The 17,759-nt window shown below is 44.0% G+C and carries 17 protein-coding genes and 1 pseudogene; 5 read left to right on the plus strand and 13 right to left on the minus strand.

What is annotated here, in order from left to right:
* Positions 1 to 23 precede the first annotated feature (23 nt).
* The 5 genes from A4V09_RS14780 to A4V09_RS14800 form a co-directional block, all read right to left on the minus strand.
* A complete protein-coding gene (locus A4V09_RS14780) occupies positions 24 to 425 on the minus strand; it encodes a hypothetical protein (RefSeq protein WP_065543026.1) in 402 nt (133 codons plus the stop codon).
* Between the two features lie 24 nt (positions 426 to 449).
* Positions 450 to 1,790 carry a glycoside hydrolase family 36 protein gene (locus A4V09_RS14785; protein ID WP_065543027.1) on the minus strand — a complete coding sequence of 447 codons (1,341 nt, stop codon included), beginning with the start codon at positions 1,788 to 1,790 and terminating at the stop codon, positions 450 to 452.
* A gap of 167 nt (positions 1,791 to 1,957) precedes the next feature.
* Positions 1,958 to 2,806, minus strand: a complete 849-nt coding sequence (locus A4V09_RS14790) for a carbohydrate ABC transporter permease (protein ID WP_242963849.1) — start codon at positions 2,804 to 2,806, stop codon at positions 1,958 to 1,960.
* Complete coding sequence (locus tag A4V09_RS14795; RefSeq protein ID WP_065543028.1) at positions 2,806 to 3,681, minus strand: carbohydrate ABC transporter permease; 876 nt, start codon at positions 3,679 to 3,681, stop codon at positions 2,806 to 2,808. Before A4V09_RS14795 ends, A4V09_RS14790 begins: the two co-directional genes overlap by 1 nt.
* Positions 3,682 to 3,740: 59 nt before the next feature.
* A complete protein-coding gene (locus A4V09_RS14800) occupies positions 3,741 to 5,078 on the minus strand; it encodes an ABC transporter substrate-binding protein (RefSeq protein WP_065543029.1) in 1,338 nt (445 codons plus the stop codon).
* A gap of 242 nt (positions 5,079 to 5,320) precedes the next feature.
* On the opposite strand from A4V09_RS14800, the gene A4V09_RS14805 reads away from it, so the two are divergent.
* Both A4V09_RS14805 and A4V09_RS14810 read left to right on the plus strand, forming a co-directional pair.
* The gene (locus A4V09_RS14805) at positions 5,321 to 7,108 is read left to right on the plus strand and encodes a cache domain-containing sensor histidine kinase (protein WP_065543030.1); all 1,788 of its coding nucleotides are present in this window, start codon (positions 5,321 to 5,323) and stop codon (positions 7,106 to 7,108) included.
* Positions 7,105 to 8,547 (plus strand): response regulator, encoded by a 1,443-nt coding sequence (locus A4V09_RS14810; RefSeq protein WP_065543031.1) that lies wholly within the window; start codon positions 7,105 to 7,107, stop codon positions 8,545 to 8,547. Before A4V09_RS14805 ends, A4V09_RS14810 begins: the two co-directional genes overlap by 4 nt.
* Before the next feature lie 94 nt (positions 8,548 to 8,641).
* On the opposite strand, the gene A4V09_RS14815 is transcribed toward A4V09_RS14810, so the two are convergent.
* Positions 8,642 to 9,373: a sugar ABC transporter substrate-binding protein gene (locus A4V09_RS14815; protein ID WP_334293541.1), complete on the minus strand. Its 732-nt coding sequence runs from the start codon at positions 9,371 to 9,373 to the stop codon at positions 8,642 to 8,644.
* Between A4V09_RS14815 and A4V09_RS14820 the strand changes: the two are divergent.
* A pseudogene (locus tag A4V09_RS14820) lies at positions 9,364 to 9,777 on the plus strand (SAM-dependent methyltransferase); the annotation flags it as partial. The gene A4V09_RS14815 and the pseudogene A4V09_RS14820 overlap by 10 nt on opposite strands.
* 55 nt (positions 9,778 to 9,832) lie before the next feature.
* Here the strand turns inward: A4V09_RS14820 and A4V09_RS14825 are convergent.
* The 3 genes from A4V09_RS14825 to A4V09_RS14835 form a co-directional block, all read right to left on the minus strand.
* Positions 9,833 to 10,258, minus strand: coding sequence for an EamA family transporter (locus A4V09_RS14825; protein WP_065543033.1), 426 nt, complete (start codon positions 10,256 to 10,258; stop codon positions 9,833 to 9,835).
* 83 nt (positions 10,259 to 10,341) lie between these two features.
* Positions 10,342 to 11,214, minus strand: coding sequence for a class II fructose-bisphosphate aldolase (locus A4V09_RS14830; RefSeq protein WP_065543034.1), 873 nt, complete (start codon positions 11,212 to 11,214; stop codon positions 10,342 to 10,344).
* Between the two features lie 3 nt (positions 11,215 to 11,217).
* Complete coding sequence (locus A4V09_RS14835) at positions 11,218 to 12,348, minus strand: carbohydrate kinase family protein (RefSeq protein WP_065543035.1); 1,131 nt, start codon at positions 12,346 to 12,348, stop codon at positions 11,218 to 11,220.
* Positions 12,349 to 12,675: 327 nt separating this feature from the next.
* On the opposite strand from A4V09_RS14835, the gene A4V09_RS14840 reads away from it, so the two are divergent.
* The gene (locus A4V09_RS14840; protein ID WP_065543036.1) at positions 12,676 to 13,656 is read left to right on the plus strand and encodes an AraC family transcriptional regulator; all 981 of its coding nucleotides are present in this window, start codon (positions 12,676 to 12,678) and stop codon (positions 13,654 to 13,656) included.
* A 56-nt stretch (positions 13,657 to 13,712) separates the two neighbouring features.
* Here A4V09_RS14840 and A4V09_RS26505 read toward each other — a convergent pair whose 3' ends face one another.
* The gene (locus A4V09_RS26505) at positions 13,713 to 13,949 is read right to left on the minus strand and encodes a DUF5680 domain-containing protein (protein WP_065543037.1); all 237 of its coding nucleotides are present in this window, start codon (positions 13,947 to 13,949) and stop codon (positions 13,713 to 13,715) included.
* Between the two features lie 79 nt (positions 13,950 to 14,028).
* Here A4V09_RS26505 and A4V09_RS14850 point away from each other — a divergent pair, with 79 nt between their 5' ends.
* Positions 14,029 to 14,289, plus strand: coding sequence for a linear amide C-N hydrolase (locus A4V09_RS14850; RefSeq protein WP_242963850.1), 261 nt, complete (start codon positions 14,029 to 14,031; stop codon positions 14,287 to 14,289).
* 198 nt (positions 14,290 to 14,487) lie between these two features.
* Here the strand turns inward: A4V09_RS14850 and A4V09_RS14855 are convergent, their stop codons facing one another.
* From A4V09_RS14855 to A4V09_RS24960, 3 genes are all read right to left on the minus strand, one after another.
* On the minus strand, positions 14,488 to 15,468 hold the full coding sequence (locus A4V09_RS14855; RefSeq protein WP_065543039.1) for a C-terminal binding protein: 981 nt from the start codon (positions 15,466 to 15,468) through the stop codon (positions 14,488 to 14,490).
* A gap of 157 nt (positions 15,469 to 15,625) precedes the next feature.
* The gene (locus tag A4V09_RS14860) at positions 15,626 to 16,876 is read right to left on the minus strand and encodes an MFS transporter (RefSeq protein ID WP_065543040.1); all 1,251 of its coding nucleotides are present in this window, start codon (positions 16,874 to 16,876) and stop codon (positions 15,626 to 15,628) included.
* A 162-nt stretch (positions 16,877 to 17,038) separates the two neighbouring features.
* A complete protein-coding gene (locus A4V09_RS24960) occupies positions 17,039 to 17,311 on the minus strand; it encodes a hypothetical protein (RefSeq protein WP_198168545.1) in 273 nt (90 codons plus the stop codon).
* Positions 17,312 to 17,759 lie beyond the last annotated feature (448 nt).

The following is a 17,759-nucleotide window of genomic DNA, read 5'->3' on the forward strand; positions in this document are numbered from 1 at the left end:
GGTAGTATCCAGTTCCCTTTTTATCATTCTTCCTTTATAAACTTTACCAGTCCGCCTGTAGGCACCGTAATATTGGCCATAGAAATATTTTCCCAGCTTCCCTCATCCAAGATATCGCCCCTGCAGTCTTTTATCCGGAAATCCATTCTATGATCCGCGTCCAGCTGTATGCAGACCTCCTCCTCTTTTACCCCGTGTACATAGTACATGCACTTTGATACCCGGCGCAGATCAACGGTTCTGCCTCTGCTGTACTGTACTAATATCTGTGTTTCTTCGTCCTCCACCAATACCTGAGGGTAAAGATTTTCGGGTTCCTGTGGCTTGATCTGCGATTCCTGCAGCAGCTTTTCGTTTGTCTGCATAAAGGACATCCAGAACAGCAGCATTCTTTTCATATCTTCTGTGATATTCTCCAGACTCACGGATATCTGCACGGTAGAAAAAATTCAGCTCAATACCTGCAGCGCAGCATCCTCCGTTTTTTCCTCCTCATGCCACATAAGCATATCCGAGTGTACAGCTGTGGCTCCGGAGAGAAGCCGCAGATCCACAATTCCAACTCTGTTGCTGATCCCGGATCCCGGACAGTCTGAGACTCTCAGCAAATTTCCGTATTTCCTGATCTGAGGGCCAATATATTTCTGCCTAAACTCAATCAGTATATCCGGGCGGACCGAGGTAAGCACCTCCTTTACCTCCGTCAAAAGAATATCCAGCGCCTCCTGTACATCTGCACAGTCCATCCCCTCTGTAAACATAGGGCTTTCATCATAAAGGTAAAACTCGTCGATAAAATCCAGTTTCAGCCCGTCGATCCCCCAGTCCTTCACTGCTTTCAGATAGATTCCCTTCAGATACTCCCTTACCTGGGGATATCGGATATCCAGCACTCCCGCCTGCTGAAGCTCATTCCAGTACAAAAGTTTATGGCCAAACCGCTCCCAGGCCTTTGTTCTTTTCCCCACATAGGGAACAGAAAACCACATAAGGTATTTTAGTCCCATATCCCGGACCTTTCTAACGTGCTGTGCAAAATCCGGGAACTTTTTAACAGCCGGTTCCCAGTCTCCGCAGAACGCATAGCCCCGGCTGTTATCATCTGTCTGCCAACCGTCATCCACAATAACAGAGGTAAATCCCATATCTGCTGCCAGCCTGCACTCCTTTTCCACAGTATCGGCATCTACAGACTGATGTTTGGAGTACCAGAAGGAATAGAAGGGTTTTCTTGCCTCCCCGGGCACTTCCATCATCTGCCACTCCGGAGCAGCCTCCCACCACTTTCTCACATCCGCCAGTGTGTTCCAGTACGGCTCCTCTCTGGCAGATTCCCAAATCCTCAGTTTATACCCTTGCAGAAACAAGCCTCTTGGAAGGATCATATCAATTCGGCAGAGCATAACACCATTTTCCTCATGGATTCCATACCTCATGGCCACCTTTTGCTTTACCTCTGACAAAGCAATGGTATGCCTGTTTTCCCCTTTTCCATTAAAAAAACAAATGACCGGTGCAGAAATGGATGTCATGGATTCCACTTCAGGAAACCAGTCCGCTTTGATCGACCTGTCGAATCCACAGGACGGATACCATCTGCCGCTTATATCCAATACGGGAAAGGAAAACTCCACTGTAATTCTGCGTTCCTCCTTTTCCCCGGCTGAGGACGTATACCGAAAATGTGCCTCTCTGCAGATCATTCCCTTTTCTTCAAACAATACTTTTACTTCAGATTTCCCGGGGAAATTATGGGATATCCTCCATGTCTTTTCACTACATCTGTTCATAGTTACCTCCTGTTGTAACTGTTCAGTGCCTTCACAGTTACAGGCAAAAATCCATGGAGGATCATCTTCGGCCATGGGATTTCTGCTTGGCTGCGGTACGCATTCTTACGGTCAGCGCAGTGAATGCGCAGACCTACTGAATAGTTACCTCCTGTTCCATATTATTTTTATTTCACTGCACTGTCTACCATACCCTGAATAAAATACTTCTGTAAAAACAGAAACAGCACCAGGACCGGCAATACTCCAAGCAGGGCAGAAGCGGCGGCAGCATTCATATTATTAGCGGTCTGGGAAAAATAACTGGCCACAGCCAAGGTGATGGTCTTCAGCTTTGGTGACTGTAGAAAATATAAGGAAAACTGGTAATCATTCCAGCATCCTACCCCCGTCAGTATCACCACACTGGCTATGACAGGCTTTAGCTGCGGCAGTATAATTCTGAAAAAGGCCTGAACCGGTCCGCACCCGTCAATAAACGCCGCCTCTTCCAGCGCTTCCGGAATCCCAGCAATAAAATTAGAGAACAAAAATATACTCATGGGCAGATTAAAGGTTACCAGCACAATGATGATTCCCCAATAGGTGGATATCCCCTGTATTTTTACCATAGTACTGTAAAGGGGGACCAGAATACTCAGACCCGGAATCATCATGATGCCCAGAATAAAACTCTTAACCCCCATATTAAATCTGGAACGGTTTCTTGCCAGCGGATATGCGGAAAAGGCTCCGATCATTGTGATGAACACAACGGAAAATACGGTTATGACTGCTGTATTCTTTAAAGCCAGCAGCATATTTCCACCGTTCAGCGCCTCCTTAAAGTTATTCCACTCAATATAAGCAGGCATGATCCACCTGGAACTGGTATCCATAGAAGATTTTGCCGCAACACCAAACAATATGTACAGGGGAATAAAATGAACAACAACCACCACTGCCCCTATCAGATATAACCACCATTTATTTTTCCGGGTATTCTGCATTTTACCCTCTTTGCGCTTTCTGTTCATTACATATATACCTCCTTCTTATTAAAGTAAGAAGTCACCACATTACTCAGGAGCATGATCAATAAAAATGAGAAAAGGCCTATGGTAGAAGAATACCCTGCATTTGTGGCCTGAAAATACTGGTTTGCCACAAGTGTGGAGAGGGAATGGGAGGCGTAACCCGGCCCGCCTTTTGTCAACGCCTGGATCACATCAAATAATTTCAATCCCCCAATTAAATTCAATGTTACAGAGGAAGAAATGGCAGGGATCAGAAGTGGAACGGTAATATAACGGAACTGCTGCCATCTGCTTACTCCGTCAATGGCCGCCGCCTCATAATATTGTGATGATATATTCTGCAGTCCGGCCAGATAAATCACCATAGAGATTCCCACATACTGTATACTGTTGATCAATGTCATAATGATCACAGCCCTGCTGCCGCTGCTGAGCCAGTCCACAGGAGCCTGTCCCAGTGCAGCCAGTATATCGTTCACCGCTCCGCCATCATACTGTACCAGAAAATACATAATATATCCCATAACCAGTCCGGATATCATGACTGGTGCATAGACCACCGTACGGATGACGGTCCTGCCCTTCATCTTCGTATTCAGTAAAACAGCGTAGCCAAGGCCCAGGATATTTTGTACCACCGTACTGCCCATCCCATAGATCAAAGTGTTTTTTAATGCTGTCAAAATATTTCCATCATGTAAAAGCTTCACATAATTATCAAATTTTACATATGTATATTTCTGCGAATATCCGTTCCAGTTGGTAAAAGAAATTCTTATCCCTTCCGCAAAAGGATATATAACAAAAAACAAGAACAAAAGTATAGCCGGAACATAAAAAATATTGATCACAGATTTTCTGCTTTTTTTGCTCATACAGTCCCCTCCTTTTAACAGGGGTGCCGTCACGGACAACACCCCTGCATCTCATCCTGCTATTGCTGTGCAAGCTTCTCCTCGTATGCCTGTCTCATACTTTTTACAGAAGCTTCCACCGCATCTTTTTCTCCGGCCAGAATGCTGGTTCCGGTAGTACACATAACATCATATAATCCGCTCGGTAAGTACACCCTGTCAAAGTATGGTATGGTGAGTAAATCTGCACTCATATATTTTTCATAATATGGCTGTAAAGTGCCCGTTTCGCTTTCAACCCCCTCCAGTCCGGCGGGCATACCGCAGGCTGTTGCCAGTCTGGAGCAGTTCTCCGGCTGTGCCATATAATTCAGCAGTTCCAAAGCCTCTTCCTTGTGAGGACTATCCTTCCATACGCCTACCGCCAGGTCTTCACCGCCAATCATACATGGCTGCTGACTTTCATCTGCCGCCGGGATGGGCATGATCCCCAAATCTGCGTTCGGATTTGTCTGCAGCGCCTCAGCCACCGCTTTTCCTGTATAGAAGGTAAAGGCCGCTTCATCCTGAGCCAATGCTTTGCAGCTTGTTATATAGTCTGCGGTGAGACAGTCTACATTAAAGTAACCTTTATCATTCCAATCCTTTATCATTTCGCTGACAGGCTGCCAGTTCTCCCAGTCAAAGCTGCCGTCTAAGAGCGCTTCTCCCAAACCATTTTCTTCGTCGTTTGTAAGGAGTGTAGGCGCAATTAAATCCAGCATAGTACCGATTGTCCAGTTGTCCTTGCCGCCCACGTGAATGGGGGTTTTGCCTATGTCTTTTACTTTCTGGCATGCCTCCTCAAAATCCGCCCATGTTCTGATATCATCCACATTGACACCTGCATTATCTAAAACAGTCTTGTTAAATGTCATGCCGCTCAGATCCGCATCTGCCGGAAGCACATACCTATTTCCATCTGCATCCGTGACCATGTCTTTAATGGAATCTACGATCTTATCCGCAAATGGCTGATCATTGATCGGCTCCAGATATTCTACATAAAGAGAGGTTGACCATCCATGTGTGGAAAATAGATCCGGCATATCATTGGATGCCATACGCGCTTTGATCATTTCACCATATGTTCCGGGTGCGGACACCTCCACAGCAATGCCGGTTTCTTTTGTGAATTCCCTGCATACCTCTTCGATAGTGTCTGTGATCACACCTGTCATATTGTGCTGGAACTCCAGCGTAACTCCTGTACTTTCGCCTGCATCCCCGCTATGGTCTGCCCCACTGCTTTCTTCCTTTATATCTGTCTCATTTTTTTCTGATGCTTTGCTTTCCTCCGGACGCTGGGAACATCCGCTGAACGCTGCCGCTGTCATAGAAGCAGCCATGATACCTGCCAATAATTTTCTGTATTTCATCTTAATCTCCTTTTTTTATCGGGCCCGTTTTATAAATTTATTATAGCAAGCCTTGGCCCTTTCTAAAATGTACTATTTCTATTCTTTAAGTACCGTTTCCTACATTGCTTTTATTCATATTACCAAACCCCCTCCTGCTTCTCTCCCACAAATTGCACAATTTTTTACTTTTCAGTGCCTAAATATTGTAATCATTTTCAAATCTGGTATGATGGATATTAACTTAGAATTGGAGGCAAATAATGAAAAAGAAAAACAAGAAAAAAATCTCCTTTCAAAAGAACATTTTTCTGCTCTTCCTATTATGTTCCGTGGTACCCCTTTTGATCAATACTCTCCTCAATGTCTCCCTGTATTCTGTCCGGCTGTCGGATGACACTGCCCGAAAGTATAACAATGTATTATCATCACTGGGCAGCAATATAGAGTCCTACTTAGAAGAAGCCGAGCGCCTGTCCATGAGTCCTTATCAGTATGATGATTTGATCCATCTATATACTTATATCTCAACCATGAAAAAGGATACATCATCCTCCCCGGCTCAATGGTCCAATTACGTTACACAATATGAGCGCACTGCCACAAAATTAACTGCACTGAGTTCCTCGGATATACTTGGATTGGCTTTTTTCCCCATTGACCCAAACAGTGACAAAGGGTTCGTCTACCGCAAAAGTGACTGCAGGCTCCATGAATTTTCACCCAAAGGCTATCCTTTAGATTCCTGGTTTTCCTATGCACCCTCTGCCTATAAATATATTACATATTGCGCACCGCATACGGTCTCTTACTATGAGGAAGCGAAAAAACAGTCCGTATTCTCTGTTGTAAAACCAATCCGTATTCTGGATTCCAAAAAAGATATCGGCTTCTTAAAAGTAGATGTCTCCACAGAACTGTTTCAGCATTTATTCTCAGACATCTCCATTTCTGAACCTTCCTGCATCACTATACTTTCAGAAAAGGACGAGATCATCTACTCCACAAACAAGACAGCCGGAAAAACATTTCTGGAAACCTATAGCACTAACCCGGAACGCTTTGGACTGGTGTGCTCTTATTCGCTGAAAAAATCAGACTGGAAAATGGTATATTTCATTCCATATCTGGAATTTTACAAGCCTATCCTGGAAGCCCTCCTGGTTTCTTTTATTTTGGGCATCCTTATTTTTCTCTTTTCCGTTTGGAATTACAGGAAAATATCCTCCGGGTTCACGAAACCGCTGCGTAATATTTTATATATCATGCATGAGGCAGAAGAAGGCAGCCTGGATGTGAGGGCAGATGAAACTCTTACTATGAACGAGGAATTTGAACAAATCACCAAACAGCTTAACCACATGATCCAAAGTCTGGACGAGCACATAAAGAAGGAATATATGGCTGTCATCAGTCAGAAAAATGCCCAATACCAGGCTCTGCAGGCCCAGATCAACCCTCACTTTTTATATAACACTTTAAATAATTTTGTGGCACTGAACCGCATGGAAGAACGAAAATTGCTGGAGGATTCTATTATCCAGCTCACACGGATCTTCCATTATACCTGCTCTAACTCCGGATACAGTACGTTACAGGATGAATTTTCCTTTATTGAGCATTATCTGTTTCTTCAAAAGATCCGTTTTGAGGAACGGCTGGATTTCCGGCTTTATTTAGATGAGGAGGCAAAAAATTTCTCCATTCCCCGCCTGCTGATACAGCCGTTAGTAGAGAATGCCATTGTACATGGTATGGAAGATTACGATAGACCTACCCGGGTGGAAGTGGATGCCTCTGTTATTACATTGAAAGGAATAGGACAATGTATTTTTCTGGCTGTCATGGATAACGGTATTGGATTTGATAAAAAGAAGCTGAATATAAATAAAAGTGTGGGACTGCTGAATATCCATGAAAGGCTTCAGCTTTTCCAGAGTGAAAGTTTTTTTGAAATACACAGTGCAGTGGGTGAATATACAGGCAGTTATATGGTCATCAGAGATATACATACAAGCCTGAAAGAGAACAGAAAGGACGAATCCGAATGAAAGTATTAATTGCAGATGACGAACGCATGGTACGTTTGAGTTTTATCAGCATGTGTAATGAGCTGTACCCTGGTATTCATGAATATATCGAGGCAAGAAACGGAAACGAGATGTCTGTATTGGGAGAAAAAGAGCAGCCTGACCTGGCCTTTGTGGATATACGAATGCCGCTCATGGACGGACTGTCTGCCATAGAAAAGCTTTCCGCCCTATGCCCCCATACCCAGTTTATCATTCTCAGCGGTTATTCCGATTTTTCATATGCGCAAAAAGCCATACAGCTGGGCGCCAGGGATTATCTGCTGAAACCGCCTTCTCTGGATGACATCCAAAAAATTTTCATGCAGGCGGAAGTGGACAGAAGCCAGAAGATAACTCAGGATAACCACACCTTTTTCTATGAAACCATAGCACAGTTTAATGCTTACTGTATCTTTCCTGCGCTTGAGCAGGATATGACCGGAAATTTATCTGCCTATATTTTCTGCGTGGATTATAAAGAGCCGGAAGCACAAAAGCAATTTTATAAAGGATTATACCGGAACATTCAGCAGGAATTGAATCCTTTGATCCATTTGTATTACCGCTATTGTCTGTTTCACCTTCCGGAGGGTGAGATCTGCCTGATCATCAAAACGCCGCAGCCATCCCGGCGGCCTGCTGAAATATTAAATACTATATCCTCTGCTTTCGGTGTTCCGGTAACCACCTATCATCTGTCAGCCTGTTCTTTAGGGGAAATTTTTGACAAGATCATTTCCGTTATGGACTTGTTTTCTTTAAGAATATTTTGTGGTTATGGAGGATTCCTGGATGAACATAAAGTTTTTGCTTTATCAAGAAAAAAACAGCTGATCAAGCTTAGTGAAACTGTAGAAAATCTTCAGCTGGCCTACCAGGACCGGGACTATATCCAATATGAGAAACTGCTGGACCGGCTAATCTCTTTTCCTGATCTGTCGCTGGAAAAAGAACTGGATTGGAATGGTATGGGAAAGTACCTGCAGCATTATTTCCATTTTGGCCAAACCGTAGACAGTTTTGCTTCTCTCTATCAGTTTCTTGTACAGGGCAAAGAGGACATGTACAAAATATCCGGCGTAAATAACACCCCAAACCTTACGGAAAAAGTCAAGCAGTATGTGGAGGAGCATTACATGGACGATATTGGAATCAATACCATCTCCTCTCTTTACGGTATCACGCCTAATTACCTCAGCAAGATCTTTCATCAGAAAGAAGGGCTTCGATTTATGGATCATCTCACATTGGTACGCATAAGTCATGCAAAACGTCTGCTCACCGCCAGCCCGTGCTTATCTGTAAATGAAGTTGCAGAGCAGATAGGCTATCGGGGAACCCGTCATTTTTCAAAAGTCTTTCAAAAACTGACCGGGCAGACTCCATCTGAGTACAGAAAAAGCAAACAGAATCCCTGATCATGAAGCCGCCGGAAACAACCTTGCACCTTACAACAAAGGCTGTGATTCCCAGATCATAAAAAAATGACAGCATCACAGCCTGGTCTATCTGCTATAAGCTTTCCTTCACCATCACATGGATCTCCGAATACAAATGCTTCCTGTAAGGATTTTTGTCATAGATAAGCTTGTCCAGCAGAACCTCTATGCTTCTTTTCCCCTGGTCTTTCAAACCACTGCCAAGTGTCATAGTCACCACGTCTTCTCTCATAAGTTCCAGAATCTCGGGATAGTCCTCATAACAGATCAGGCGCACACCCCTGCGCCCGCTGGCCTTCAGCTCCTCGCCTGCTGCCCGGACACACCCGCAGGTGACTAATATACCATCTATATCCTTTTCCTCCTGCAGGATCCTCTGCATCTCCCGCCGCATGATCACCGGGTCCTCTTTGGTTGTGACGCTGGGAAGCATCTGGATTTGCGGATACGCCTCTGTGATGACTGTACGGAACCCGCCCTCACGTGTGCCGAACGGAAAGGACTGATGCTCATCCCCATCACTGGTTATGACTACCGTCCTGCCTTTTCCATTCAAAAACTCTCCCATAAATCTTGCCGCTACTTTTCCTGCTTTATAACCATCCTGCCCAATAAAGCAGAAGCGTCTGCTTCCCTTAATATCCGAGTTGACCGTTACCACGGGTATTCTTTCTTCTGTACAGCGGTCTATCGCCTCCACAATTTCGTGTGCATTGATAGGGCTTAAAATAATGCCATCCACTTTCTCCTCCCGGTATTTGTCCAGCAGGCCTGCCTGCCTCTGTACATCCGAGTAGGCGATCACTGCGCGAGGCGATTCGTGTAACAAAACAGGGAGGCATAATTTTTGCCGCCTATGTCATATCCGATGGCTGTCTCATGGACGAAGGATTTCATCGGGGCAATATCAGTGTCTCCGAATATATAGAAAAAGGCCTGCTTGATGCCCGGACATTTGCCGCCAATTCCAATCCAGAGAATGTATTTGAACTTGTCCGAAAGGAAGACATTGATGACCTGATGTCTGCATTTCCCGTAACCCGGCTCCATTACGCTGCAACAGACGGCTGCGCCTTATTTATGCGCGAAGCAATCGCTAAGATGGACCATGATACCTTTGAACTGTTTTTGAAATACCACTTTGCCACTTGTGAGCGGGAAGATTTATTGGGTATTACAAGCCACGCCATTGACATATTCAGAAAATAAGCATCCAAGAGATAAAAAATTTTCCGGCCAAACAAAATGTGAGAACTCAGGCTGCTTATGTATTAAGCAAAAGCAGCCCGCCAAGGCACAGCATGATTCCGCATATCTGTTTAAAAGTTATCAGCTCCTTATAAAAGATCACACCCACAATGATCAAAATAACCGCAAGCCCAATATTGGCCGCCAGGGAGCCAACACTGACCTTCCATCCGGCTCTGTATATGGCAATATAACCAAATTCCAGCGCAACCACAGATGCGCCCAGGACTACGGATGCCCAATTCAGTTTTCTCAATTCCGGAAAATATGCTTTTCCAGATGATGTAAACAAAAACATCACAATGGACAAGAACGCCCCTACCAAATAAGTCACGGAAAGTGAGACAAATGCATTTGCCTCTGCCGGGGTTGATTTTGCACAGATATTATAGACCGTATTTGAGCCGATCACCAAAAGAATCGGCCAGATGTAATTCCACATACTTTTCCTCCTTATATACAAAAAAAGCCGCAAACCAAATGACCTTAGTTTGCGGTAGGTGTCCACCCAATTTTTATTTTACGTCATATACTCATATCCGTCAATGCCTTATATTCTGAACCAAAGACCCGTATTTTTGCCTTTACTGCCTCCGCCGCTGCCTCCACCTGACAGGGAATCATATCTGTCAGACAGGTTTTTCCTTCCTTGATGGCCCGGACTGCCGCTTTGCCTGCAGCCACATTGATATCTGTAAAAATATTCACTTTGCTGATTCCACAGGCGATGGACCTTCTGAAATCTTCTTCTGAAAGCCCGGAACCTCCGTGGAGTACCAGGGGGACCTCCACCATATCTGCAATTGTCTTTATCCGGTCAAAATCCAGTTTAGGTTTCCATTTATAAGCACCGTGAGCAGTTCCCACAGCAATTGCCAAAGCATCTGCCTGTGTGTTTTTTACAAAATCCTTCGCCTGTGCCGGGTCTGTATAATATGCTTCCGGTGCATTCATCCCCTTATGGGCAGCCGGTTCCTCATTGTCTCCCACATGTCCCAGTTCTGCTTCCACAGTTGCCCCAAAACAATGTGCGATTCTGACCAGTTCATGGACTTTTCTCAAATTTTCTTCGTAATTGTCTGTGGAACAGTCATACATAACGGAGGTAAATCCCAGCTTCAGCGCCTCCATACATTTTTCAAAGGTAAGTCCATGGTCATAGTGGAGCACTACCGGAACCGACGCTTTTTTTGCCATGGGGACAAGCAGTCCCGCCAAATCCTCCAGCGGTCCGCAGGGAAGCAGTACCTCCGCTGTGCCGATGATGACCGGGGATTTAAGTTCTTCCGCTGCTTTTAACACACCTCTGGCAAGTTCCAGATTCACGGTATTGAACAGACCAACTCCGTAGCCGTTTTTTTTGGCCGGCAGCAGCACATCATTCAGGTTTACTAACATTTTTTACACTCCTTCTCTCTTTTTCCATCCATTTTTAATTTTCTTATCCAGTTCCTCCAGCTGGCGGATGCCGCTCAGCGCATCATATGCTTCCACACAGGACGCCCCCTCAGCGGCAGCCAGGCGGACACACATTTTAAAAGGATACCCTCTCAGCATGGCAGTCAGAAATGCGGCGATGGTGGTGTCGCCCGCTCCTGTCCCTGATAATACTTTCTCAGGCTGGTAACTGGCCTCAAATCCCTCCCTGTCTGACCATTCTTCTGCGGAAATCCCCAATTTTGCTTCCAGTTCCCCCAGCCCATGTCCTTCTGCTGTCCTGTAATATAAACCGGGTGCCCCGCATTTCAGCAAAAGGACCTTTGCCCCAAACTCCATGCACTGCTCTGCCAAAGGCCGGATATCTTTCTGTACGTCCAGAATAAATGAAATGTCTTCATCCCCTGCCCTGCGCTTCCAGTCCTCAAATCTCCTTCTGTCCAGCATGAAACAGAGTTCTTCTATACTTGGTACAAAGAAATCCACATAAGGGAGCACACTTCTTAAAATCTCCTTCCAGTCAGCCTTTCCCGCCGCGGAGTCTCCATCCACAAAAGCCAGGTCAAGGGAGGTTGCTGTTCCTTGGGATTTCATATATTTCATCATACGCACCAGTTCACTTCCAGTATTTTCGTACATTTTCTTCATCAGGGGAGGATAGCCAAAATGAAATAGATCCGCGCCGCAAAGCTTCTCATTCGGCAAATCCTCAAAGCAGAAGGTGTCATTACATCCGGAATCATGAAGAAATATCCTGTCTATCCCCGGAACCGCAAGCACCACGGAATAAGATGTATTCTGCCCCTCCTGAACAATGATCCCGGAATCTGCACCCCAAGCAGCATAGATATCCGAAAGGATCTTACCGAATTTATCATTTCCGGTCTTTGTCATGAGGCAGACATCAGCTCCCAGCATTTTCATAGCCAGCCCCGTGTTGGAGACTGCTCCGCCCGCATGAATATCTACACCTTCCATCTGTATCAGTCTTCCTGGCGAGAGAATTTCCCCCAGTTTTGATACCCGCTGCCCCTGCGGAAAGAGTGGCGTTATATCCAGGCAGGAATGTCCCGCTGCAATCACCTTTTTCCCCATATGATCACCTGTCTTCCTTTATTTCTTACCGTCTTCAGAACACGGAAAGAGCTTGCTCTGTTTTTCTTTCAGTTTAACCGATTTCCTGTGAAACTGCATTTCCATATTTGTGATAACCAGGCGATAATCTTGCGTTTTGTCCTTTGTTTGTCTAAAAGCTGAAAGCGCCTCTATTATTGTACAGTTTTTCTTGTAATTGCTATGATTTATTTGTTTATATTTAATGATTATTTTGTTATTATGCAGATAATTTTGAGATTGTTCTTGTCTGATCTATCCAATGATATTAGAATAGAGTTAGAAAATCAAAAGAAAGCAGTGACAGAGATGGAGAAAGAATTTGAACTGGTTGCCCACCCGCAGATACATGCGTTCCGTGCCCTATTGGTACGCCTCTTTTCCCGTGCTCCCCATACCCACAGGGAGATGGAAATAGGGCTTGTTCTTGACGGAAATCCGCAGCTCAACGTCAATGGAAATATACGGAATCTGCAAAGCGGTGACATATATCTGCTAAATCCCATGGAACTGCATGAAATACATGGACAAAGCGGCGGCGCGCTGATACTGGCCATACAAATGTCACGGCAGCTTGTCACCTCTTATTTCCAACACGACGAGAATACCTGCTTCATTGAAAACAACGTCCGTTCCTTTTTCTCACAGCATGAGACCCGTTATGAAATCATGAAGGGTCTGCTGATTGAGCTTGCATATAACTATTTCGGACAATTTGCCAACTATGAGTACAAATGCATGAGTCTTCTGAACATGATCCTATATGCGCTTCACACTTATGTTCCCAAAAAGACATACACAGATGCGGAGATCACCACTCGCTGGCACAGACAGGAGCGCATGAGCCGTATCACGGATCATATCGAAAAAAATTTCAGACAGAAACTTTTGCTGAGGGATATTGCTGCCCATGAAAATCTGTCTCTCACCTATCTCTCACACCTTTTTCGCCACGAACTTGACCTGTCTTTTCAGGAATATCTGAACCTGAAACGGTTTGAGTACGCATGCCGCCTTCTGCAGCATACAGATAAGAAAGTGCTTACCATCAGCATTGAAAGCGGGTTTTCAGATGTGAGGTACCTGAACCATCTATGCCAGAAGTATTATGGCTGCCCGGCCTCCGAACTGCGCGGAAAAACAAGGCTGCCCGCCGCCGCAGACAGGCAGGCGTCCTCCAACACACAGAATATTTTCACGCCCGGAGACAGTATACTGCTTCTGCATACACTGCGTGAAAACTATCAGGATACATACAGCAGCTACACTATATGGGAATTTTACCGGTAATTTCTCATATGGTAAAAAACCGGGGAAAAGGGCCGCTATTTGCTGCCCTTTTCCCCTTATCTGATGCTTCCGCCATGAAAATGGCATTCGTATATTCTCTGATTCCCATAAAATATCTCTTCATAACCCTGAAACCATACAAATTCCCCCTGGACTTTGCAGTGATAACTATATTCCCCTTTTCTGTAAATTACAGGACCCCGGTAAGGCATATCTTCTCTTGCATTAAACAGTACTTCTTTCAGGAAATCACCACAGAATGCCTCTCCGAGCACTCTGCCTGTATAGTTCATACTCCCAACAGGAACAGCGCTTTTCCAGACTGCCTTCCAAAAAAGCCATGCCACGCTCCCTGACAAAAAGGAAGAGGTTTTGCTTACCTGTTTTCATTTAATAGAGAGTGTCAGCATACCCAAGGGAGTCGTTATGACAGACAAAGGAACTGCGGATTATACACAGTATACGGCTTTCATTGACCTCTCAAAAACCCAGTATTATTTCAGGACTTATGATAACAGTCAGATCATCACGGTTAAAATGCCGACATCATGTGACTGTACTGCAAAGATACTTTCCCTTGGAAAACTGGAAAGTCCGCAGATCTTTCACAACTTAAAGGGTACATCCATCTAACAATGCTAACCCTGCATATCAATTTTTTGCCTGTAGCCAGCCTGTTGCCATCGGCCTCCTGCATAAGATACAACACATGCCGTTCAGATGTTCTTTTGCTGTATTGGATAATTCAGACTTGCCTGTGCACCATGAAAAGCGGGGTGAAATTAAAAAAGTAAAAGTGGGGTTCACTTATGCTGATACGTTATGATAGCTTCAGTTCACAATTCTGAACACTTTTTCTTTTTCTCCATTTAAATAATACATAATATTTTCGGCCGATATCCTTTCACATGCCTCAATAGAATCCTCAGAGAAAAAGGCACAATGAGGGGTAAGAATCACATTTTCCCTGTTTACCAGGGGATTTTTTTGTAAATCAGGAGACTCACTGCCAAGGACGTCCAGACCAGCTCCTCTCAAAATCCCATTATCTAATGCTTCTACAAGGTCATCTTCGTCAATCACACCGCCTCTGGCCACGTTAATCAAGAATGGTTTCTTTTTCATCTTTGTGAATACATTTTTATTGAAAAAGCTCTGATTTTCCGAAGTCAAATTCATATGGACTGTGATAATATCAGAATTTTCCAGCAGGGTATCAACATCCACCAGTTTCACCCCCATATCCTGTGCTGCAGAATCGGGTATATAAGGATCATATGCCAATATCTTCATACCAAAGGCAACAGCCCTTTTCGCCACAGCTCTGCCAATCCTGCCAAATCCCATAATTCCAAGAGTCTGACCTTCCATTCTCCTGATATTTTTGCTCTTTAAAGTCTCTATTTCCCACACCCTGTCTTTATTAACTCGTCTCGACAAGTAAGGCAGGGTTTTACAGAGCGATATGATAAGCATCAAAGTGTGGTCAGCAACCTCCTGTGTACAATATTCCCCCACTGCACAGACAGCAATTCCTTTCTCTTTTGCATAATCCACATCCACAAAATTCCAACCTGTTGCCTGGACAGATATTATTTTACACTTTTTCATACAGTCAATGACTTTTTTATCCACAGGAACATATCCTGTTATAACCGCATCTGCATTTTCTATCGCTTTATAAAACGTTTCCGGGCAAACCTCATTAAAAACAGCAACTTCCACTTCAGCATCTTTTGGTAAATAATCTAATTCTGTCTGGATATCCCTGTCTGCTGATTCTGGGTATTCCAATAATATAATCTTAGTCATTATTCCACCCCTTCTTAACATCTTTTAATCAAGGTATTTTATCAGTTTTCAACTTTTTTGTCTGTCTATTTATGCTGTTGAACAGGTGATGAGATACTTTCAATATCCAGATAACCCATGTACGCCGTCTCCTGTTTATCTATTCCAGACCATCAGGTTATCTCCTTTTCGATACCTTTACTCCGATAAATGCAACCACTACGCAAACAACGGTAATGGCAATGCCATATAAAAATATTCTTGTATATCCGTCATTCCCATAACGGTCAAGCCAATTACCAAACATAGTATGCATAAACATGTCGGGCAGATAACCAATGAGAGTGGCTATAGCCACTGCACTTCCTGACACGTGCAAGGGAATCCCCAGTTCCTGCTGTACTGAAAAAGTAGTGCCTTTAACGGTAAACATGAACACTCCCACCAAAATCAGCAGACCCGCGATGATACCCGTGGGAGTACCTCCTGGAATTACCAGAAACACGCCTATTCCTATAATACAAAGGATATGACCCAGCATCTGTTCTTTACAGACAGAATGAAATACCTTGTCAGCTATCCAGCCTCCTATTGGCCCGCCTAAAAAACGACAGCCATAGGTACGGATTGTCCCAATGGTTGCTGCGGCCACTGCAGAAATCCCCAGTACCCCGGTACTGTACGGTGTAAGATAACTTGCAACAGCAGATGTAGTTACATACCCGAACATCAGGATTGCCATAATCCATACACCGGGAATTTTAAATGTCTGCATAAACTGTCTGGTGTTAAATTTTTCACTTTCTCCGTTCTCTTCTCCATATACTAATTTATCATTGAACAGGATCAGAATCAAAACTCCTGATATCAGACATAATACTCCCATACTGCCCACAGCGCCTTTAAATCCGGTAATCAAATCGCCGCTGAACAAAGAAAGCAGACCTACCATGATAAAACTAACTAAAAGAGAAGCTACACCGTTCATGCCCTCAAATATTCCAAACATTCTTCCCTGTTCTTCCTCATCGCCCAACAGACGGATTCCTTTCATGATTGCAGGCCAGAATGCAAACCCTCCAGTAAATGCGCAGAGCAACCATATCATACGCACCATAAAAAAGTTCTTATATGTCATCATAAAGATAAAACATAATATAGCATTACCAAACGTAGAAAATAATAAAACAGTCTTTGGTTTAAATCTATCCGCAATCCAGCCTCCTGGAAGATAAGATACAGTACACGCTATTGCATAAATACTCATCAAAGAACCTAATTGTTCATTGTTAACTTCCATAGCTGCTATCATCTGGTCATAAAAAGTGGATTTCATATAGGGAAGTACGAACATAAAACCATAGGCAATTCCCAATGACATCAGAATCAGCAAACGTCGTATCTTTTTATGAGCCCCGTTTTGTTCCATAAAGCCCCTCCTTTTGTACATCGTATTCAGTCCGCAATACCATATTCCACCACCAGGGCATCTGCAATATCCACATCTTCTACTTCCCCATTTACAATAGAAGATTTATATCCAGCTCTTTCATTCTGTCTTTCTGTTTCACTGCAAACTCCGAGATACCCGTTACCTTCTACTCTCCTGCGTCAGCAGGTACACCGCAACAATATCTGTTACAGGGATTTTCACTTCCTTGATGTCAGCCCTGTATATTCTGTCCTCTGGTATGATGGAGGAGTTCACCATCCGAAGTCCGCGAATCAGGTGTTCTCGCCGCTGACCTTCACAGTCAGTTGTCGGTCCCTCCCGGCTGTCACCACTACCTGTCCGCCTTCTCTGAATACCTTCTGCGGACATGCCGGAATACAATCGCCACAGCCCCCGCACCGGATTGATCACACCTTTCCTTTTCCCATTGTCAGGAGCCCCCTTTCCATATTTAAATTCTGTGCGGTAAAGTAATATCCTCTAGTTACAAAAAGTTCTTTTTTCACGTTCTTTATTACAGAACTTAATTCTACAAAATGATCATTTTATTACTCGGCTATTGGCCGAGTAATAAAATATAAACCCTTTCGTTCTTCATTATAGAACTCAGTTCTATTATCTTATTATTAATGTATCATATTTCTTTTTCACTTTCAATCCTATATTCCATACTTTTTAATTTTTGTGAAACATGTACAAACTCATCTATATCCCCCGAAAATACAGATATGTGCGTCCTGTCTCATACACTATGGTATGAAAAGAAGCCGGAACACCCAAAGACCAGACTGCATTGTCTGCGGCATTACAAGTACCTCCAAGAATTTCCACCCCTATAAAGCCTTGTCTGAATGCTTCC

The organism is Blautia pseudococcoides (genome assembly GCF_001689125.2).
Classification (GTDB): domain Bacteria; phylum Bacillota; class Clostridia; order Lachnospirales; family Lachnospiraceae; genus Blautia; species Blautia pseudococcoides.